The 20,850-nt window shown below is 51.0% G+C and carries 18 protein-coding genes; 12 read left to right on the plus strand and 6 right to left on the minus strand.

Annotated elements, in window-relative coordinates; all coding sequences use genetic code 11:
- Nucleotides 1-552: 552 nt before the first annotated feature.
- From ACI48K_RS25325 to ACI48K_RS25335, 3 genes are all read left to right on the plus strand, one after another.
- Nucleotides 553-1,692 carry an extracellular solute-binding protein gene (locus ACI48K_RS25325; RefSeq protein ID WP_475030409.1) on the plus strand — a complete coding sequence of 380 codons (1,140 nt, stop codon included), beginning with the start codon at nucleotides 553-555 and terminating at the stop codon, nucleotides 1,690-1,692.
- A gap of 123 nt (nucleotides 1,693-1,815) precedes the next feature.
- A complete protein-coding gene (locus tag ACI48K_RS25330) occupies nucleotides 1,816-2,832 on the plus strand; it encodes an ABC transporter ATP-binding protein (RefSeq protein ID WP_475030410.1) in 1,017 nt (338 codons plus the stop codon).
- Nucleotides 2,833-2,850: 18 nt separating this feature from the next.
- Nucleotides 2,851-4,554, plus strand: coding sequence for an ABC transporter permease (locus ACI48K_RS25335; RefSeq protein WP_475030411.1), 1,704 nt, complete (start codon nucleotides 2,851-2,853; stop codon nucleotides 4,552-4,554).
- Nucleotides 4,555-4,623: 69 nt separating this feature from the next.
- Here ACI48K_RS25335 and ACI48K_RS25340 read toward each other — a convergent pair whose 3' ends face one another.
- Nucleotides 4,624-5,529 (minus strand): glycerophosphodiester phosphodiesterase family protein, encoded by a 906-nt coding sequence (locus ACI48K_RS25340; RefSeq protein WP_475030412.1) that lies wholly within the window; start codon nucleotides 5,527-5,529, stop codon nucleotides 4,624-4,626.
- A gap of 199 nt (nucleotides 5,530-5,728) precedes the next feature.
- Between ACI48K_RS25340 and ACI48K_RS25345 the strand changes: the two genes are divergently transcribed.
- The 7 genes from ACI48K_RS25345 to ACI48K_RS25375 all read left to right on the plus strand — a co-directional run bounded on the left by ACI48K_RS25345 (nucleotide 5,729) and on the right by ACI48K_RS25375 (nucleotide 12,642).
- A complete protein-coding gene (locus ACI48K_RS25345; protein ID WP_475030413.1) occupies nucleotides 5,729-7,894 on the plus strand; it encodes an extracellular solute-binding protein in 2,166 nt (721 codons plus the stop codon).
- 62 nt (nucleotides 7,895-7,956) lie between these two features.
- Entirely contained in the window at nucleotides 7,957-8,778 is an 822-nt protein-coding gene (locus ACI48K_RS25350) for a sugar phosphate isomerase/epimerase family protein (RefSeq protein ID WP_475030414.1), read from the plus strand.
- Between the two features lie 327 nt (nucleotides 8,779-9,105).
- Complete coding sequence (locus tag ACI48K_RS25355; RefSeq protein ID WP_475030415.1) at nucleotides 9,106-9,402, plus strand: FeoA family protein; 297 nt, start codon at nucleotides 9,106-9,108, stop codon at nucleotides 9,400-9,402.
- Between the two features lie 17 nt (nucleotides 9,403-9,419).
- Nucleotides 9,420-9,641 (plus strand): FeoA family protein, encoded by a 222-nt coding sequence (locus ACI48K_RS25360; protein WP_475030416.1) that lies wholly within the window; start codon nucleotides 9,420-9,422, stop codon nucleotides 9,639-9,641.
- Nucleotides 9,642-9,711: 70 nt separating this feature from the next.
- Nucleotides 9,712-11,847 carry a ferrous iron transport protein B gene (gene feoB / locus ACI48K_RS25365; protein ID WP_475030417.1) on the plus strand — a complete coding sequence of 712 codons (2,136 nt, stop codon included), beginning with the start codon at nucleotides 9,712-9,714 and terminating at the stop codon, nucleotides 11,845-11,847.
- A gap of 52 nt (nucleotides 11,848-11,899) precedes the next feature.
- Nucleotides 11,900-12,154 carry a hypothetical protein gene (locus ACI48K_RS25370; protein WP_475030418.1) on the plus strand — a complete coding sequence of 85 codons (255 nt, stop codon included), beginning with the start codon at nucleotides 11,900-11,902 and terminating at the stop codon, nucleotides 12,152-12,154.
- Between the two features lie 89 nt (nucleotides 12,155-12,243).
- Nucleotides 12,244-12,642, plus strand: coding sequence for a heavy-metal-associated domain-containing protein (locus tag ACI48K_RS25375; RefSeq protein WP_475030419.1), 399 nt, complete (start codon nucleotides 12,244-12,246; stop codon nucleotides 12,640-12,642).
- A gap of 292 nt (nucleotides 12,643-12,934) precedes the next feature.
- Here the strand turns inward: ACI48K_RS25375 and ACI48K_RS25380 are convergent, their stop codons facing one another.
- Both ACI48K_RS25380 and ACI48K_RS25385 read right to left on the minus strand, forming a co-directional pair.
- Entirely contained in the window at nucleotides 12,935-14,494 is a 1,560-nt protein-coding gene (locus tag ACI48K_RS25380) for a histidine kinase N-terminal 7TM domain-containing diguanylate cyclase (RefSeq protein ID WP_475030420.1), read from the minus strand.
- Nucleotides 14,495-14,711: 217 nt separating this feature from the next.
- Complete coding sequence (locus ACI48K_RS25385) at nucleotides 14,712-16,148, minus strand: serine hydrolase domain-containing protein (protein ID WP_475030421.1); 1,437 nt, start codon at nucleotides 16,146-16,148, stop codon at nucleotides 14,712-14,714.
- A gap of 218 nt (nucleotides 16,149-16,366) precedes the next feature.
- Here ACI48K_RS25385 and ACI48K_RS25390 point away from each other — a divergent pair, with 218 nt between their 5' ends.
- Together ACI48K_RS25390 and ACI48K_RS25395 are read left to right on the plus strand one after the other, a co-directional pair.
- Nucleotides 16,367-16,834: a MarR family winged helix-turn-helix transcriptional regulator gene (locus tag ACI48K_RS25390; RefSeq protein ID WP_475030422.1), complete on the plus strand. Its 468-nt coding sequence runs from the start codon at nucleotides 16,367-16,369 to the stop codon at nucleotides 16,832-16,834.
- Between the two features lie 75 nt (nucleotides 16,835-16,909).
- Nucleotides 16,910-18,205 carry an MFS transporter gene (locus tag ACI48K_RS25395; protein ID WP_475030423.1) on the plus strand — a complete coding sequence of 432 codons (1,296 nt, stop codon included), beginning with the start codon at nucleotides 16,910-16,912 and terminating at the stop codon, nucleotides 18,203-18,205.
- A gap of 57 nt (nucleotides 18,206-18,262) precedes the next feature.
- On the opposite strand, the gene ACI48K_RS25400 is transcribed toward ACI48K_RS25395, so the two are convergent.
- From ACI48K_RS25400 to ACI48K_RS25410, 3 genes are all read right to left on the minus strand, one after another.
- Nucleotides 18,263-18,973: an ABC transporter permease gene (locus ACI48K_RS25400; RefSeq protein WP_475030424.1), complete on the minus strand. Its 711-nt coding sequence runs from the start codon at nucleotides 18,971-18,973 to the stop codon at nucleotides 18,263-18,265.
- The gene (locus ACI48K_RS25405; protein WP_475030425.1) at nucleotides 18,970-19,905 is read right to left on the minus strand and encodes an ABC transporter ATP-binding protein; all 936 of its coding nucleotides are present in this window, start codon (nucleotides 19,903-19,905) and stop codon (nucleotides 18,970-18,972) included. Before ACI48K_RS25405 ends, ACI48K_RS25400 begins: the two co-directional genes overlap by 4 nt.
- A 67-nt stretch (nucleotides 19,906-19,972) precedes the next feature.
- The gene (locus tag ACI48K_RS25410; protein WP_475030426.1) at nucleotides 19,973-20,602 is read right to left on the minus strand and encodes a TetR/AcrR family transcriptional regulator; all 630 of its coding nucleotides are present in this window, start codon (nucleotides 20,600-20,602) and stop codon (nucleotides 19,973-19,975) included.
- Nucleotides 20,603-20,850 lie beyond the last annotated feature (248 nt).

The following is a 20,850-nucleotide window of genomic DNA, read 5'->3' on the forward strand; positions in this document are numbered from 1 at the left end:
ATGGTGGTCTATCACTTCCATTTTAACCTACGGTGTGCGAACAGGGGCTGCCTTTCGTTCATCTTAACTAATTTCGGCAAACGGACCAGTCTACGGCCTACATCGATGATTTAGCTGGAGGATTTCCAGTTATTGTTCAACCAAAATCAAAAAGGGGCCAATTAGCAGGAGAATTTCCAGTTAGTTTAGTTTCCATCGTTGGTTGGTGTGGCACATAAGTTGGCCAGTGTGGTACATAAGTTTGCTAGTGTGGTTACATAAATTGGCTAGTGTGTACTACCATTGACTACTGTCGTTTTCCATAAGTTAGCTGGTGTAGTTCCATTGTTAGCTAGTGCAGTTACATCGTTGAGAAGTGCTGCTAAGCGTCTATTGGTAGTTCACGAGGTACTGTCCATTAATCCCCCTTTCGCTTTACAGTCCTCATGTTTTATTAACTTTGTTAGCCCCGCGTTAAATAACGTCAATTCGATTGACGGTGATTTTGTCGGGTTGTTATAATGAACCTGAAAATTGACACGTTCCAAAAAAACTTACAAAAGGGAGATTTGCATGAAAACCAAATTCAAACGGATGTTGCTGCCCCTGCTCGGAATCGTCTTGGCAAGCTCTTTGGCCGCTTGCGGGAATAACGCCAATTCAACCGATTCGGCTAATTCCGCCAATGCAGCGGGCACAACCAATTCGACCAACTCGGCCAATTCAGCCGACTCCACCAAACCCGCCGCAAATGCCAAGCTTGTGATTTACACCAACTCCGCCTCCGACGGCCGGGGCGATTGGCTTAAGGAAAAGGCCAAGGAACAAGGATTCGACCTGCAAATCGTGGAAGGCGGAGGCGGCGATATCGCCAATCGTCTGATTGCCGAGAAGAACAAACCGGTTGCCGACGTAGTTTACGGTTTGAGCAACATGAACTACGAAGAATTCAAGGCTCAAGATATGCTTGAGCAGTACAAGCCGGCTTGGGCGGATGAAGTTGGGGCCGGTCTTAGCGATAAGGACGATTATTACCATGCACTGGTTAAGCAAGCCATTCTCCTGATCTATAACTCCACAATGTACGACGAGAGCACAGCGCCGAAAGATTGGACCGATTTGTGGACCAACGAGCAATTCCACGGCAAATACGACGCGCCGGGAACGAACGACTTGGGCGGAGCCACCATCCGCGCCGTTTTGGCCGGCATCCTGGTTCGTTATCAGGATCCGAACGGCGAATACGGTATTTCACAAGAAGGCTGGGACGCTCTTAAAAACTTCCTGAAATACGGATATTACAAAGCCGAAGGCGAAGACTTTTACGCCAATCTTGCCAGCGGCAAAACTCCCTTCGGTCCGATGTTCTCCAGCGGCATCTCTTCACGGGAACAGCAATACGGCATAAAAGCCGGCATCGTGAAACCGGAAATCGGCGTTCCGTATATCGTGGAGCAAGTGGCCATCATCAAAGGCACCAAAAATCTGGATACCGCCAAAGCTTTTGTAGACTGGTTCGGCAGTGCGGAAGTGCAGACGGAATGGTCCAAGCAATTCTCCAGCATGCCGGCCAACGATAAAGCGCTCGAAAACGCAGCACAGGACATTAAGGAACTGGACGCCTCGCTGAAACGTCAGGATATCGATTGGGGATTCGTCAACCAAAACATCAATAAATGGGTCGAAAAAATCCAGCTTGAGCTTTTGCCATAACCGATATTGCAATCCGCATGGGTCGTCTTCCCGGCAGAATGGTCCTGGTGTGCTAATCGCATCTCCTGATCGTTTTGCCGGGTGACTTTATTTGCATACAACAAGCGAGGAGCCATAAAAGCCATGATTGAATTTAAAGAGGTTGAAATCAAATACAACGATTTTACCGCAGTGAACAGCCTGAATCTTCAGATCGGGGAAGGCGAGTTTTTTACGCTGCTTGGTCCCTCCGGCTGCGGCAAAACAACGACCCTCCGGAGTTTGGTCGGATTTGTCAGTCCCTCGCGCGGCTCCATTTATGTCGATGGCAAAGATATTACGCATCTACCCGTGGAGAAACGGGACATCAGCATGGTTTTTCAAAGCTACGCCCTGTTTCCTACCCTTAATGTGTACGAGAACATCGCTTTTGGGCTGAAGGTCAAGAAAATGCCAAAAACCGAAATCGCAGCCGAAGTCAAAGCTATCGCGCAAAAAGTGGATCTAAACGACGAGCAGTTGCGCAAAAAGGTGTCCGAGTTGTCCGGCGGTCAACAACAGCGTGTGGCGATCGCCAGAGCCTTGGTGCTGAAGCCAAGCATCCTCGTGCTGGACGAGCCGCTGTCCAATCTGGACGCCAGCTTGCGTGTCCAACTCAGAAACGAGCTGAAAAGTTTACAAAAAAGGTTCGGCATTACTACGATTTACGTGACCCACGATCAGGAAGAAGCCTTGACCCTATCGGACCGCATCGCTGTATTTAATCACGGGGTTGTTGAGCAGGTCGGAACGCCTTACGAAATTTACAATCGTTCCGCTACAGAATTCGTCTGCAACTTTATCGGAGACATCAATAAGCTGGGCGGCTCTCTGTTGGAAAAAATCAGCGCCTCTTCGGGACACCCGTTCAATCTGAACAAAGCGGCCTATTTAAGGACCGAGAAGGTTTACACCTCGCTCCCCGAGGGCGACACCGCCGGATTTGCCAGAATCAAAGCCATCGTCGCCGATGCCGAGTACTATGGACTGTACACGAAATATACGTTCGAATCCGGCGGTGCCCTGCTTAAAAAGGTGGAAATCGAAGATGGAAGAAACCGCTACATCAAAGGGAACGAACTGGATGTTTATATCCGTTCGGCCGACATTTTGCAATACTAGGAGGCCTTCCTGACCGCTATGGAACTCATACGAAAACACGCAACTACCGGGAAAATCATCGGGCTGATTATCGGTTTATTTTTAACATGGTTTGTTGTCGCTTTCCTGCTTTATCCGAATTTCAACCTTCTGAAAGCCGTTTTTTGGGCAAAAGGGAGCTTTTCCTTGGAACCCGTGCAAAAATTGCTGCACTCCGAAAGAGCTCTGAAAAGCTTGCTCAACAGTTTTATTCTCGCGGTTTCCATGGTCATTACCGTCAATATCGTAGGCATATTTCTGGTGTTCGTGACCGATTACTTCGACATAAAAGGCTCCAAGCTGCTTAGGCTGGGCTACTATACTACGCTTGTTTATAGCGGTATCGTGCTGGTCTCGGGCTATAAATTTTTGTACGGAGAACAGGGCTTTATCACGAAATTTCTGGTCCGTCTGTTCCCCTCCTTTCCCGCCGGATGGTTTCACGGCTACTGGGCGGTTTTGTTCGTCATGACGTTTGCCTGCACGTCCAACCATGTTCTTTTCCTGTCCAACGCCATCCGCAAAATCGATTTCCAAACCGTCGAGGCGGCAAGGAATATGGGGGCGTCCGCCTTCTATATTTTGCGGAGAGTCATCCTGCCTGTGCTGCAGCCCACTTTATTCGCCATTACGATCCTGCTGTTCTTGACCGGCCTCGGAGCAACCTCCGCGCCGCTGATTGTCGGCGGTACGGACTTCCAGACCATCACCCCCATGATCCTCTCTTTTTCCAAAAGCGTTACCTCCCGGGACGTGGCTTCCGTGCTGGCGATATTTTTGGGAGCGGCAACGCTGATTCTGTTGACCTTCCTTAGAAGAATCGAAAAGAAGGGCAGCTATATCTCCGTTTCCAAAGTGAAATCGGAGATCCAAAAGCAAAAAATCGGAAACAAGGGATTGAACGCGCTGATTCACGGCATAGCCTACCTTCTGTTTGCCATCTATTCTTTGCCGGTCCTGCTGACGATTGTTTTTTCCTTTACGGACTCCTACAGCATCTCCACGTCCAGCTTATCCTGGGACCATTTTACGCTGGCAAGCTACCGGATGCTGTTCACCGACACGAATGCTTATCAGCCTTATATAATCAGTATTTTATATTCCGCCGTGGCGTCCGTTCTTGTCGTGGCGCTGTCTCTGCTCGTTTCGCGCATCCTTCATAAGTACAACAATCTCTTTACGACCGCTTTGGAATACGCGATGCTTATCCCTTGGCTGCTGCCGTCGACGCTGATCGCTCTGGGACTGATCATTACGTACGATACGCCAAGATGGATTCTGGCAAACCACGTGCTCACCGGAACGATGTGGATTTTGATGATCGCCTACATGATTGTCCTGATTCCGTTCACGCTGCGTATGCTGAAAGCCACCTTTTTCACCATTGACAATTCCTTGGAGGACGCGGCCAGAAGCCTGGGAGCCGGCACCTTCTACACGTTTCGAAGAGTGCTCCTTCCGATCGTCCTTCCTTCCACGCTGGCTGTCCTAGGACTTAATTTCAACAGCCATCTGGCGGACTATGATTTGACGGTATTTTTATATCATCCGCTGCTTCAGCCACTGGGCATCGCCATTCAAAATGCGACCGGCGAGCAGGCTTCGGCCGACGCGAAATCGCTCGGACTGGTTTATTCCGTAGTGCTGATGGCGATTTCCACCGTAATGCTCTATTTGGTTTACGGAAGAAAATCGAAATCCTGAGGATATTCGGAAATGAAACAACAGGCCGCCTCCGGTCGAATGCCGGAGGCGGCCTGTTTGTCCATGGAATTATCTGACCCGTTCGGTAATGAGTCCGTTCCGCGTCGGCATTCCGTTGTTCTCTTTCATATACCGGTCCCTGTAGTCAAGCAGCAGCGCCGGCCAGTCCGTTTGAATGATGTCAATCTTCTTATCCAGCAGCTGCCCCCACCCCAGATCAGGGCTATGAATGATCGACGTATCGTCATCCAGCCCGGCGAACAACAACGTATCGTCGTCCAGGGTAATGGCATTTGCCCACACGAACAGATTCAAACCGTGGAGGCGTTCGATCATTCCGTACTGAAATAGCGGATCGGCATCCGATCGGACGATCAGCTCCATGCCGACTAAATTGATGTTGGAGTAGGACAGAACCGTTTCAATCTCGGCGGCCGAAAATATGATCGGCATAAACATGTACTTGCTCGGATGCTGATCAAAGAACTCCAGGTCTTCTTTTCTTACGGGACCTTTTAAAATAATTTGATCCATCATGTCGTGTTCATCAAGCGCTTTAAACAGCTCCGGCCAGAAATTCCAGGCGCGGTCAATGTTGATCAAGGTATCGCCTTTCAGAAAATTCAGTCCCTGCTCCAGCCGCTGCAGCTTGGTGTGCGTGCGGACAAAAAGGCTGTTGCGGCAGGTCAACTGATCGATCCGGGCAGATTCCATCGTTCCGATATTATCCGGTTCATTCAACAATCTTGGTTCCGCGCCGTCATGAAACATGTACAGGACGCCGTCGGCCGATTTGGCCGCGTCGATCTCCAGAAGATCGGCGCCTTGCTGCAAAGCCGCTTTGTAGGCCGGTATCGTATTTTCAATGATGTTGCCGCCGGGACTTCCCCTATGTACGGCGATCAATGCTCCGCGCTCTTTGAATCTTTGATTGAGCAGCCCGTTGATGCCGCTGTATGCCGCTTTTCCGAACATGAATAATGCCTCCTGGTCGTGTGTTCTATAAGCAAATTCATATTATCAAATTAATTGGAACGTGTCAATTTTAATGAGATTTCAAATGGAATCCACTCTTTTCATAAACTTTTTTCATTCGCTTCTTGAACGTCAAAATTTTTATAAGTAATATGGAGTAATATGGGACATGCAAGCAAAATGGGAGGACATGCGCAATATGGCTACAATTAAAGACATTGCCAAAGCAGCCGGAGTATCGCACGGTACGGTATCCAACGTATTGAACGGAAGAGGAAACGTCAGCGCAAAAAAAATCCGGCTTGTCGAGGAGGCTGCCCGTAAGCTTGGTTACAAAATCAACTATACGGCGCAATCGCTGCGCTCCGGCGTGACGAAGTCCATTTCGATCATCATCCCGACCATCGAATCCGAGGAATACGTGCAAATGTACAAAGGCCTCGACACGACCCTCACCCAATTAGGCTATCGAACCCATCTTTACATTACCTATGATTTGCCGCTTAACGAAAACAATATATTGAAGGAAATTGCCGAGGAGCGGGTAAGCGGCATCGTCGCGATTTCCTGCCTTGACGACGCCGCCATCTATTACAAGGAGCTGAACATCCCGAAAGAAAACATTATCTTCGTGAATCGGGAGATCAAGAACGGCAAGTCTTTTGTCTCTTTTGATTTTGTCAAAGCTGGCCGGGATATATGCGCCTACCTGTCGGAGAACCGGTTCCAAAGCATTGGCATTTTTGCGGATGAGCATAAGTTCTCCAACGAACGCCGGTTCGCCGAGGCGATTTCGGAGCGGCTTGAGGGCGCTTCGGTCAAAGTCATACACGCTCCGCTGAACCAATCCTACGGCAGGGCGTTTGAATTTTTCGAAGACGGGACGCCGGAGTTGATTGTCGCTTCAAGTTTAGGCCGGGCCAATTTGCTCAAAAATGTCCATCACTTCGGTTCGGCCGGCGCGCGGCCGCAAATTTTGTGCCTTGCCCCGACCGAGTCCACCTTTGACGACCAATTTTCAAAATATCGGCAAAACTATCAGCTGTTTGGGCATCATATCGCCGATCTGTTAATTCAGCAGGTGAACGGGCAAAAGAAACCGGTCTATCGCATGGTCTTCGAAAACAGCGGTTTGGAACCGAGAGCCAATGCATCGGCCGTTCAAAGCGGTAACGGGACAACCCTGACGATGCTCACGATTCCAAGCCCTACGACGGATGCTCTGAAAAAGCTGCTGCCCCATTTCACCAAGGAAACCGGCATAAATGTACTGCTTGCCATCCATACCTACGAGGAAATCTATGAAATTTTGACGGACCATCCCGGCAATACGTCGTTTTACGATCTTATTCGGATGGATATGGCTTGGTTGTCCTGGTTCGGTAAGGATGTATTTCGTCCGTTAGGAAGCCTGGATCCCGAGTTGGACGGTATCATCGGTTCCCTTCCTCTTCATATTAAAGAGAATTACATGAACGTTGAAGAAACGGCTTATACTTTTCCTTTTGATCCCAGCGTTCAAATGCTGTTCTACCGGAAAGATCTGTTCGAGGATCAAATGATCAAACGAATGTATTTCGAAAAATTCAAGCATCAGCTGGCGGTGCCGGAGGACTACGAGTCGTATAACGAACTGGTCAAATTTTTTTCCAAGTCCAGCTTCAGCCATTCGCCGACGCCTTACGGCACGAGCGTAACTTTGGGCAAATCCGAGATTCTCGCGCTCGAATTTTTAATCCGCTATTACGCGGAAGGCGGCAAATTAATAAGCGACGACGGGTTGAAGCTCGATCCGGTTATCGCCACGAAAGCGCTGGAAAACTTTTTGGAAACGCTAAGCGTCGCCCAAAAGCTGAATGAAACCTGGTGGGGAGAATCCGTCAACAGCTTCGCCAGAGGCGAGACCGCCATGGTGATCGGTTTTATGAACCATGTTTCCAGAATCGCCCGCAGCGGAGTAGGCGCTTTTATCGGGTCCGCGCCGGTTCCGGGCAATGCTCCTCTTCTCGGCGGCGGCGTCATCGGCATTTCCAACACCAGTGAAAAAACAAGCGAGGCCGTTCGTTTCATCAAATGGGTAAACCGGACTGAAATTGCAGAACAAATCAGTTTGCTGGGCGGGACCACCGCCAATCCGGAGGTAAGCGACAACTATACGATCCGGACGCTGTATCCTTGGCTGCAAGAGGCTTCGAACCGAAGCTCCCATGGCATCCGGGAAACCAAAAAGCTGGACGGAACCGGGATCGACACAAAAAAAGTCGAGCTGATTATCGGCCTGTCGATTAAAAAAACATTGCAGCACATCCTGGGCATTGAGCAAACCATCGAACATATCAATGTCCAACTTGCAAACTCTTTCTAATCGAAACTTTAGTGATAAAATATAACAAACACCCAAACGATCAGTAACAGGAGGACTCCCCTATGATTAAAGGAATCGGCAAGACCGGACTTGGCAGAATAACGGACGAACAATTGGTTACCTTAGCGGGTAAATACGGTTTTGGCGCGGTGGAGATGGATCCATCGGCACTGGTTGCGCAGTTTGGCCTTGAAGGCACGCGGGAGCTGTTTCAGTCGAACGGCTTGATCCTCGGCGCGTTTGGCCTGCCGGTGGAATGGCGCAGGTCCGAAAGCCTGTTCCGGGAGGACTTGAAATCGCTTGCGGAAGACGCTGCCCAAGCGGCTGAACTGGGCTGCAGCAGCTGCTGCACCTATATTTTGCCTTCGGTGGATGAACCGGCGGCAGCGTTTATGCTGCAGACGATCCGCAGGCTGCGGCTGGCCGCTTCGATCTTAAGCGCCTACGGCATTAGCCTTGCGCTGGAGTTTGTGGGCCCGCACCATTTGCGCACGGCTTGGGCGAATCCGTTTATTCACACGGTTAGCGATACGTTAGCGCTAATTGACGCCATCGGGCTGAACAACGTAGGCCTGCTGGTCGATTCATATCATTGCTACACGACCGGATTCACGGGTCAGGATATAGCGAAGCTGAAAGATTCGCAAATCGTGCATGTTCACTTGAACGACGCCCGCGATCTCCCCGTGTCCGAGGCGATGGACTTTGACCGGCTGTATCCGGGCGAAGGGGTCATCGACTTGCGTGATTTCCTGCAAGGGCTTCAAGACGCCGGGTATGAAGGCGTGGTGGCGCAGGAAGTATTAACGCCTGCCGAACCGGCCGCAAGTCCCGAAGAACTGCTGGAACGTTCGCAGCGGGGATTTGAACGCGTCTTCTCTTAATATAATGGATGGTCTCCTCCTGGCCTGCAGTGCGGGCTTTGGAGGAGGCCTTTTTATCATATTTCCGCTCTCCTCTCCTCCCTCCGCACTCCCTACCTGATAATTGTCTCTATTAACCTCCCTATTAATAGTCATTCTAATTGGTATGACCGATTTGTGGCACTTTGTTGAAAAAGCGCATTTCATCCCCCCTTTGTACATAATCTTCATTGACAATGAGATTCGTTATCAATAAACTAAAATTCGAAAATGTTATTCGTAGAGACATCCTCAAGAGCAATAAACCCATATGTTGGCCTACCTAAGCCTTTAGGAGTGTGTATAGCTATGCAAAATGAAGAGACAGCCATGATGAATAATTCCCTGAATCTTGCATCCTCCCGCCCGTCTTCTTCACCATCAAAGACCGGCGTTCCGCTGAGCATGGTGCGGACAGGGGAAAAAGTCCGGGTTAAAACCATAACAGGCAAGGACGAAACGCGGCGTTTTCTATCCAATCTGGGGTTTGTGGAAGAGGCCGAGATTCAGGTCATCTCCGAAATGAACGGAAACGTCATCGTCACTGTGAAGGACACGAGAGTCGCAATCAGCAAATCCATGGCAAACCGCGTGTTAACCGCATAAACCGAGGAGGTATTATCTTGAAAACGCTCAAAGAGGTAAAGCCGGGGGAAACCGTATCCGTCGCCACTTTCTTGGGGACCGGTGCGCTTCGCCGCCGTCTCATGGACATGGGAATCACAAAGGGTACGAAGATTCTTGTGCGCAAGGTCGCGCCGCTTGGCGACCCGATTCAAATTACGGTGCGCGGTTATGAGCTGTCGCTGCGGAAATCCGAAGCGGAAAACATTGAGGTGATCTGAAAAGGCTCCTCTATTTTTCATGTTAATATAAGTGATATTTATCACATACCAAGGAGGTATGGAGGCTATTATGGCAATCAAAATCGCCCTTGCAGGAAATCCAAACTGCGGAAAAACGACGATGTTCAACGCCTTGACGGGCAGCAGCCAATATGTTGGCAACTGGCCGGGCGTTACGGTCGAGAAAAAAGAAGGCCGGCTTAGAGGACGCAAAGATGTAATCATCACCGATCTCCCGGGAATTTATTCTCTCTCTCCTTATACGCTCGAAGAAGTCGTCAGCCGCAACTACCTGATGAACGATCGGCCCGAGGCCATCATCAATCTGGTGGACGCCACCAACCTCGAACGAAACCTGTACCTCACGACACAGGTGCTCGAGCTTGGCATCCCGGCGATCATTTCTTTAAATATGATGGATATCATCCAAAAGACCGGCGACAAAATCGACACGAAAAAACTCGGCGCCGCGCTTGGCTGCGAAGTCGTCGAAACCTCCGCGCTTAAAGGAACCGGCTCCATGGAAGCTGCCGATAAGGCCATCGCGCTCGCCAAAGAAAAACTTGTCGCGGCTCCTCGCCAGCAGTTCAGCAAGCGGGTTGAACAGGCTATATCCGAGCTTGCGGAGCAATTCAAGGATTTGTTCGACCCGGCGCGCAGCCGCTGGTATGCCATCAAGCTGTTCGAGCGGGATGAGAAGGTTTTGGAATTCCTTCAACTGAACGCGGAGCAAAGGGAACGGCTCGAAGCCATCATCACCGCCGTCGAAGAAGAGCTTGAAGACGACAGCGAAACCATTATTACGAACCAGCGCTATGATTATATCTCGGAGCTTGTCGGCAAATGCCTTCGCAAGAATCCGAAAACCATGTCGGCTTCCGACCGCATTGACCGCGTCGTCACCAACCGCTTTTTGGCTCTCCCGATTTTCGTGGCCGTCATGTTCTTCATGTATTATATTTCGGTAACTACCCTCGGCACTGTTGCGACGGATTGGGTCAATGATGTCCTGTTCGGCTCCTGGATTACCGAAGGCGCTACGTCGGGACTTCAAGCGATCGGCACCGCCGACTGGCTCACCGGACTGATCGTTGACGGTATCATTGGCGGCGTAGGCACCGTGCTTGGCTTTGTGCCTCAGATGCTCATCCTGTTCTTCTTCCTCTCGATTTTGGAAGATTCGGGGTATATGGCACGGGTTGCCTTTATTATGGACCGGATTTTCCGCAAGTTCGGATTGTCGGGCAAATCCTTCATTCCGATTCTCGTCGGTACCGGATGCGGCGTACCCGCCATCATGGCCACGCGCACAATCGAAAACGAAAGAGACCGCCGGATGACGATCATGCTCACCACATTCATGCCATGTTCCGCGAAGACGGTCATCATCGCCATGATTACCAGCACCTTTTTCCCGCATTCGTTCTGGATCGCGCCGTCTATGTATTTCTTAGGCATCGCCGTCATCGTTTTGTCGGGCATCGGTCTTAAAAAGACAAAATACTTTGGAGGCGAACCTGCTCCTTTCGTTATGGAACTGCCTTCCTACCGTTTTCCATCGGTCAAAGGCGTGCTCATCCATATGTGGGAGCGTTCGCGGGCATTTATCATCAAAGCCGGTACAATCATCTTTACCGTCGTCGTTGCCGTTTGGTTCCTTTCCACGTTCAACTGGCGTTTGCAAATGGTCGACATTGAAAACAGCATTCTGGCGGGAATCGGACATGCCATCGCTTGGATTTTTGCCCCGCTCGGGTTCGGCAACTGGAAGGGAGCCGTTGCGACCATCAGCGCCCTTATGGCGAAAGAAAGCGCCATTGGTACTCTGGCCGTCCTGAACGGAGTTGCAGATACGGAAAACACCGGCGCCGTTATGACCGGCATCGCTTCCATGTTCACTTCGATCGGCGCGTTCTCGTTCATGATCCTGAACCTTTTCGACCCGCCTTGCATCGTGGCTATGGCTACCACCAGCCGGGAAATGGGCAGCGGCAAATGGACGACAATCGCCATCGGGTATCAAGTATTGCTCGGTTACAGCATGGCCTTTATCGTTAATCAGCTAGGCGGTTACCTGTTCTATGGCGCAAGCTTCGGAGCCGGGCAGATCATTGCCATACTGGTCGTTGCGCTCATGATATTCCTGTTGGTGCGTCCTGCCTCCCGCCACAGCGCAAGTCTCAGCCCTGTGGGCGCGAGAGCTTAATAATCCGTTTGGTTGCATAAATAAACCTGCCAGGAAGCAAGGAGGTTATCCTATGAATTTACCAACAATCTTTATCGGCCTTGTCATTGCCGCCCTTCTAGGTTTGGCCATCCGTTATCTTGTAAAAAACGGGGCTTGTGCGGCGTGTGAAGATAAAGCAGCCTGCGAGGCTGCAAGAAAATCAGGAGCTCCCGAATTTTCCGGCTCCAGCTCCGGCTGCGCCAAAGGCAGTTGTTCTTCCTGCAGCTTCTATGAATATGAACAACAGCTGAAAGCTTCAGCCGTGCAGCATCAGACGGGCGCGTAGCAGATAAAAAAATCAAAGGGCGGGCTTGTGCTCCTGGGAGATCAGGATCAAGCCCGCCCTATCACATCATACAGAAAGGAAAGATGAATGTGGCAGCAACCATTGTCCTATGCTCCGTGATCGTCGCCGCCCTGACTGCAGGTATTCTCCGTTACCGAAAAAATCTTCGTTCCGGCTGCTGCGGCTCCGACAGCGATCCGGACCAGAAGCCGATCAAAGTCCAGGATCGCGATCTCAGTCATTATCCCTATGAGAAAGTACTCGATATCAACGGAATGACCTGTCAAAATTGCGTGACGCATGTGCAAAACGCGCTGAACGCACTCGACGGCGTCTATTCCAAGGTGAATTTGGGCAACAAGCGCGCCGTGGTCCGGATGAAGGAAGACCTGCCGGATCAACTGCTGCGCAAAACGGTAGCTTCAGTCGGCTATACGGTAGGGGCCGTCAGCACCGGTTCAAAAAGGATCGAATCTCATTTAGGCTAATCCGCAATTGTTACAGCCTTTTTAAGGCTCAGTGTTCATAACGCGAGTTTACTGCAAAAATGCAGTTATTTCACGCTCATAGGCACTAGATAGAACTTGAGGAGCTGAAATAAAAGCACATTTACAGGCTTTTATTTATTTTTACGGTTTAAGTTGAAAAAGCCTGCATTTTTACAGTTATTTATCATCTGCGGAGGGAAAGCGAGGCGTCAAAACATTTCGGCAGAGCTCATGGCCTTGCTGACGTATGCAGTTATTCAGCACGACATGGCGGGCCGGATCGGCTCCGCCTCTATTTCAACGCGGCGGCAACCATGCTGACCGCGTTTCTGCCGTTTCTTTTCGAATCGTAAAGGGCGGCGTCCGCATCTCGAAGCAGCGATTCCAGCGTATCGCCCGTTCCAATAGAACAAGCTACGCCAAAACTAGCCGTGATGCGGATCATGTCCGCCCCCGTTTGAAACGCCGCTTCGCTTAACGCTATGCGCAGCCTTTCGGCGGCGTCCGCCGCTTCCCCGATCGATACCTCCGCCAATCCCAAAGCGAACTCTTCACCGCCATAGCGGGCGAATAAAGCCTTTGGAGGCAGATTGCGTCCGCAAACCTCCGCAACATGCAGCAGCGCCCGATCCCCCGTCTCATGCCCGTATACATCGTTGACCCGCTTGAAATAATCGATATCCAGCAAAATAAAAGCGCAGGAGTTTCCTTTCGCCAAAGCCTCTTCCAGCATGACCTTCCCCTGGCGCAGAAAATGGGTTCGATTGGCTAATCCGGTCAGTCCGTCATGGAACGCCAGCTGCTTCAGCTGGTCTTGAAGCCGCTTCTGCTCCGTAACGTCGATCAACATCAGCAGTGTGCCCAACGTTTCTCCGCCCTTGCCAACCACCGGCGAAGAGCGAACAAGACAGCTAAGCGTTCTTCCTTCGGTTTGCCATTGCAGCTCCGCTTCCATACCGCCAAATTGATCGTCGAAAGGAAACGCGTCTCCCGCTAGCTCAGGCCAAACCTGTACGAGCGTTCTGCCAACCATCCGATGACTCATCGAAGGCAGCATCGAGGCCAAGGCCTGATTGTAATCGACGATCCGGCGTGCGCTGTCGAGCACGATAACCCCTTCCCGCATGCTTTCGAAAATGCTCTCCTTGGCGATCGGCACGATCGTCAGCAGTCGCGAAGAAACGATGGCCCAAATATACATAGCCGAGGTCAAGCACAGCACCATAGGAACGGGATCCATTCCCTCCGGGGTAACGCCCATTAAGTAGAGGAAGGAAGCCAGCATCGGGATAAACTGCGTGAGAATCAAAGTCGCATGCTGGAAGCGGTACATTTTCTTCGTATGCTTCCAGCGGCGCAGCAGCAGAATCATTCCTCCCAGCAAGCATCCGAAGGTATAAGCGCCGTGAATGATGTACCACTTTCCGATTTCGATATCGACCAGCGGGATCGGGGAAGATTCCTGCAAACCGATCGATTTGTAAAAAAGATGGTGAGCATCGTTCGTCGCTACCATGACGAGCGTAATCGCGGGAATGACGAACATCGCCGCCACCGCTTTGCGGGGAATATTTCTGCCAAGATAGCGAAACACGAGCAGAAGACTTAAGGCGGCGGAAGACGGCATGCCTACGTATTCCACGATAATCCAACGTTTGATCTCTTCAAGCGAACCGCTGGACAGCTCGAAGGCAAAACCAAAAATATAAATGGCCAAGGCGATATTATAGAACAGAAAGGTCCGCGAGTACGGTATATTCTTGCGGTTCAAGAAGGCGTACAAGCCGAGGAAAAAGTTAAGTACGCCGGAAGTGGCGACGAGCGTGATATAAACGTTGATTTCCGATCCCATAGTTTCGATTCCCCATATCCGAGAATATTTCTCATTTCACTACTTTTGATTGTACAGAAAATCGGACGAGTGTACATATCTAACGGATATTTCTATTCGAAAAGAGTTGCCGCACGACGAATAAAGAACCGGTGCTGAATTTCAGCACCGGTTCGCTTTGATGTCGGCTGACTGCCGATTGGTCCGTTATATGTCCGGAAAAATGAATGCGCCGCTGCTAGGCTTTTTTTCCGCGGATCGGATCGTCTTTCTGCTCATCAAACGAAACGTTCATTTCGCCGCGCAGCTCGATTCCGTTTTCGAGGAAGTTCACCTTCATGTATTGGCAAAACGGCGCTTCGATTCTCCGTATCGCCACAAGCAGCGTTTCGGGAGATTCCCATGTAAAGGAGCCGGCCACCTGCTCCTCTTGCTCAAACAACGATGTCCGCCCAATATGCCAGCTTTGCCGCCCCAAATGGATGCGATATTCACCGCGCGAGCGCCAAATGCCGAGAACAGCCTCATCCCCGTCGAATTCCATGGAGAAGCCGGTTAATCCAATCCCGTTCGCTTCAAGATTATAGCGCTGCCCGTTTACCGCCGCTTCCATCTCGGAGCTCGGCTGGTTTTGCGGCGGATCCAGACGAAGCTCCTGAAGGCGGCGCTTCAACTCCCCGGCCAAAGGGTCCGCCTCTTCGCCAGGCTCTCGAAATCCGGCAAGGAGATGCTCCCATACCCCGTTCAAGACGCTTTGCATATCCCCAGTTCCGGACGTCATGGCAATAACCGCATCCTGCTCCGGCAGGACGATGCAAAATTGTCCAAACGCCCCGTCCCCCCGATACACTCCGTGACGGCAGCGCCAGAATTGATACCCATAGCCTTGCGCCCAATCGCTGTCTCCGCCGTCTCCGTTGGATATCTGCTTAGAGGTGGCCGTCTCGATCCATCCTTCCTCAAGCAGCCGCTGACCGCGCCAGGTGCCCCTTTGCAAATACAATTGCCCGAATTTCGCGATATCCTCGGTCGTTATTTTTAACCCATACGCTCCCGCATTGATGCCCCGCGGACAAGTTTCCCACGTCGGCTGGCCGATTTCGAGCGGCCCGAACAGCCGGCGCCGCAGAAACTCCAGCAGGGTTTGGCCGGTAATCTTTTGCAGTATGGCCGACAGCATATATGTAGCTCCATTGTTGTAGAGGAAAAAGGTCCCCGGTTCATGCTCCACAGGCTGCTGCAAAAAGGCCTTAACCCAATTGCCGTCCTTAGCCGGGTGCATGGCGTCCATGGTATCTTTGGCGTGCCCGGTCCCCATCATCAGCAAATGCCGGACTTCCATGGCTTCCAGATGTGGCGATAGTTCGTCAGGCAGATCATCCGGGAAAAACGAAATCACCCGATCCTCCGCGGACAGCAAACCTTCCTGAACGGCCATGCCGATGGCGGTTGACGTAAAGCTCTTGCTGAGCGAAAACAGCATGTGCGGCAGTTCGGGACCATAAGGCTTCCACCAGCCCTCCGCAGCCACTTGCCCATGGCGCAGCAGCATAAAGCTGTGCAGTTCGACTGAATGCGCTTTCAAATGATCCAAAAACCCAATGCCGTTTTGAGCCGAAATTCCCAGCTCCCCGAGGCTTGTTCTTGGCAGCGATGTTTCAGCGTTTATTGCCATTTCCAGCTCTCTCCCTTCGTTCGATCCATGAGATCGTGAACCAATTACCATTATACCTTCCCTGGGAAAAAAAGAAATGAACGCGGCTTGAATACTTTTGGAAGATATGAGCGGCATGTCGGGGGATTGACAACGAAATTCAACTCGTATATCTTTGTTGTACATACAAAATAGAAATATGCAATTCCATGCTTGTTTATAGAAAGGAGATTCATAAGATGACCACGAAAACGAATCCGGATCTATCGTCCCCGTCGCCGGAACGCGACGATTCATTTCTGCGTACGTGCATGTATTTTACGACGAATCGGTTAAGCCGGGCTATCACGCGTCTGGCCGACGAGGCTTTTGCCACGACAGGGCTGGCTCCCGCTTACGGTTACTTGCTTCGCCTTGTGATCGCAATACCAGGCATCACGCAAAAAGAGCTTTCGGAGAAGCTCTACATTACCCCCTCCACTTTGACCCGGTTCATCGACAAGCTTGAGGGCAAAGGCCTGGTCGAGCGGCAAGTCAGCGGGAAGACCGTATTGGTCTATCCTACCGGCAAAGGCAAAGAAATGGACTCTTCCCTGCGGCAGGCGTCCAAAACGCTGAAGGAGAGTTACCAAGGCTTGCTGGGAAAAGAGTTTGCCGAGATGTTAGTGCAGAATGAGGAGATGGCAAGCGAACAATTGGAGAGATAACAACGCGTTTGTTTCGCTCTATTTTTTTGTATGTACAACAAAAATATAAATATAAAGAGGATAGGAGAATCAACCATGAGCGAAATAAATACGCCCCCTAATGAAGTGCGGTCAAAATCACGTTTTTACTACGGATGGATCGTTGTTTTGCTTACCTTTGCCACTTTGCTGGTTTCGGCGGGAATCCGCTCGCTGCCGAGCATTTTGCTCGTCCCCTTCCAGGATGAGTTCGGATGGAGCCGGGGAAGCATTTCCAGCGTAATTTCGCTGGGCATTTTTCTGTACGGCCTGACAGGCCCTTTTTCGGCGGCCCTGCTGCTGAGGTTCGGCTTCCGCAAAGTCATCGTCGTTTCGCTTGCCATACTTGGGCTTGGTCTTGCCCTTACCCCGCTTATCCACGCTTTATGGCAATTTGAATTGCTGTGGGGGCTCGTTTCGGGCCTTGCGACCGGCATGATGGCCAACGTGCTTGGCGTTACGGTCAGCAACCAGTGGTTCGTCAAACGCCGGGGGCTGATTGTCGGGATTTTAACGGCCAGCGCCGCCACCGGCCAGCTGCTGTTCCTTCCCCTCTTCGCCAAAATCACAACCGATTTCGGCTGGAGATACGCCGTTTATATCGCGGTAGGCAGCATCGCGGTCGTTTTGATCGCCGTCGCGATCTGGATGCGCAACCACCCTTATGATGTGGGGGCGGCGCCTTATGGCTCAACCGAAATGGTGAAGCCGACCGCTTTTCGCGGGAATATATTTCTTACCCCTCTGAAAAATTTGCGGTTTGCCATGAAACACCCTACGTTTTGGCTGCTTGCGGGGACCTTCTTCTTTTGCGGCTTCTCTACGAATGGACTGATCGGTACGCATCTGATTGCCGCATGCGGCGACCACGGCATGCTGGAGGTTGCGGCTGCCGGGCTGCTCGCGATGATGGGATTGTTCGATTTATTTGGCACCACGATTTCCGGGTGGCTCTCCGACCGTTTTGACAGCCGTAAGCTGCTGTTCTGGTATTATGGGCTCCGCGGTTTGTCCCTGCTGTTCCTGCCCTACGCGCTGAACACCGCCGAACCTTCCATGCTCGTGGTCTTTTCCGTGTTTTACGGTCTCGATTGGATCGCTACGGTCCCGCCGACGGCTAAACTCGCCGCCGAAACGTTCGGCAAAGAAAAATCCGGCATGATTTTCGGCTGGATCGTCGTCGCCCACCAGCTTGGCGCCTCCACCGCCGCTTACGGCGCCGGCGTCATGCGCGACTGGCTCGGCAGCTATTCGGAGGCCTTTGTTATCGCCGGATTCATCTGCTTCGTGGCGGCCATGCTGGCCCTGCGGATCAAAAGAAACCAGGCCGGCGAGGTTCAAACGGCGGCTTGAACACTCAAAAAGCCCGCGCCAAAGCGCGGGCTTTTGTATTGTTATCGGCTGCGAACTTTAATTCTGGTCGGCCAATCGCCACCAGGCCAAGGTGCCTGCCAAGCCGACAAGGCCCATCACAAGCGGAATAGCATAGCTTAGTCCACCAAGTGGAAATATAGCGGCAGCGCTTGATTTAAGCTGCAAAGCCGGAATGGACCAGGGCAAAAAAGGGCCGAAACGAGTTGGTCCCACGATCAAAGCGATCATCAAGGTGGTAAAAGCAAACGAGATCGGAACCAAATATCCGCGCGACACGCTTGCGAGGAAAGCGACCGGTGCGCATAACAACAAATGAATAACGGCGAGAATCAAAAATTGTACAAAATAACGCTGTGCCAGCACTGCCGAGAATCCCGGGATACCGGCGATAAATCCAATCAACAGAGTGAACCCGAAGCTGATCAGCGTGATAACCAGGCACCAGAAAAAGATGGATAAGCCTTTTGCCGTCACGATTTTGCTTCTCGATACCGGGATCGCCAGCAGATCCTTTAAGGTACGATCCATATACTCGCGGCCAAACATCCAGCCGGTCACCGCCCCAAAGCCGACGATGCCCAGAACGGTAGCAAACATGAACGAAACATTTCCCAAATAAGCCGGCCGATCCCCTTCTCCCGCACGCACGGCTGTCACAAAAACGAAGAATACCAGCGTTGCCCACAAAACCGGGGAGCAACGGAGTTTATAACTTTCAACGCGTAGGGCTGCCCAAAACACTTTCATAAATTGTCCCCTCCACTCGCCCCGATGGTTTTTAAAAAATAGGATTCAAGCTCTTCTTCTTCCACGTTCAATGAGAAAAGCGGGATATCTTCCCTTACGAGCAGTTTGGCTACCGTCTCCGGATGCCGAACGGCCTCCTCATCTTTCATCACAAGCTTTCCGCTTTTGGACAGCTGCGCAAGGTATCCTTTGTTCAGCAAAACGGACATGGCGCCCGAAGCTTTATTCCCGGCATCGATGCACAAGCGTTTCCGGCGGATGCGTTCAAACTCCTGGGCCGTGATTTCCTGAAGCAGAACCCCCTTATGGATAATCCCGATCCTCGTAGCAAGCTTCGATATTTCCTCCAGGATATGGCTTGAAATGAACACGGTAACTCCGTAACTTGCCGCAAGGTTCTTTAGCAATTCCCTGATTTCCACGATTCCGGCCGGATCCAGCGCATTGGTAGGTTCATCCAGAATAAGAATATCGGGATGATGAATAAGCGCCTTGGCCAACCCCAACTTCTGCGCATTGCCCAAGGAAAGATGTTTGGCTTTCGTGCCGGCGAAGGCGGTTAAGCTGATCATATCCATCACTTCGTCTCCCGCCTTTAACCAATTCGAAATGCCCCTCAGCTTGGCAAACAGCTTCAGATTGTCTCTGACGGTGAAATTCGGATATGCAAAGGGCATCTCAACCATATAACCTACCCGCTTCCACACTTCCTCTTCACCGCCCGACAGACGTTTTCCGCATATATATACGTCTCCGGAAGTTGGCTTGATCATGCCGAGCAGGGTGCGAATCGTCGTTGTTTTGCCTGCTCCGTTCAACCCCAGAAAACCATAGACTTCCCCCTTGTTCACCGATAGCGAAACATCGTCGAGGATCGTTTTGTCTCCGTATCTTTTGGTCAAATGCTCAGTTCTGATCATTTCTTGAAGCATGCTGGACTCCTCCTTTATTTCGACTAACTTAACGTTCGTTAAGTCAAATTGACAAAAAAATTGCGGTCTACCCGGCCCACAATTGATCGTAAAAATCGGCGATATGCTCCGCTTCCGCCAGAGCCAAGGTATTGCCATTTATCATTTGTTGAACGATGAGAACAATGATATGAGACAAAAACTGGGAAGCCGCCATCGAAAAATCCATTTGACGGACCTTTCCTATGGCAAACTGCTCCTGTAAATAAACAGCCATAGCCTCAAACGGCCGCTTGGTCATTTCATCCAGCACATCATTTTGTTCCTTCCCAAGCAGTTTCCGTTCCCGAAATAGAATCTGGAAATATTCCCGATCTTTTAAACTCCGTTCGTTAATTCCCCGAATCAAAGCCAGCAGCACGCCCCGCAAGGAATTGCCGGCATGGAACGTTTCCGCGAAAAACCCGACGAAACTGTCCATTCTTTCCTCCTGCGTTTGCTGCAAGACGGCTTTTAGAATCTCAAGTTTGCCTCCCGGAAAATAATGATAGGTTAATGCCTCTGTCATGCCGATTTCTTTATTTAATTCCCGCATGGATGTGGCATGGTATCCGTTTTCGGCGAACAAACGCTTGGCGGTGTCAAGAATTTGCTGTTTCCTTTCCGCAGCCTGCATATCGCGGCTGGTCATTCTTTTGGGATTACCCGATTGAGCCATACAAATAGCGCTCCTTTTCCACTAAACGATCGTTGAACAAATGATAGCTCGTTATTTCTCCGAAGTCAAATTTTATGTTGCGTATTTCATAACATGTACTAATTGTCTGCTCCGGTCAACGATGTCCCCAAAAACCGCATCCCTCCGACACTGAAAATAGCGGTCCTTCGTATTATCAGGTTAGCCAGAATTTCTGGTTGGCCTTTTTTTATGGTCGTTTTACGATGGAAGTGGCCGGGAGAACGTAG

It is taken from the genome of Paenibacillus terrisolis, from assembly GCF_056171975.1.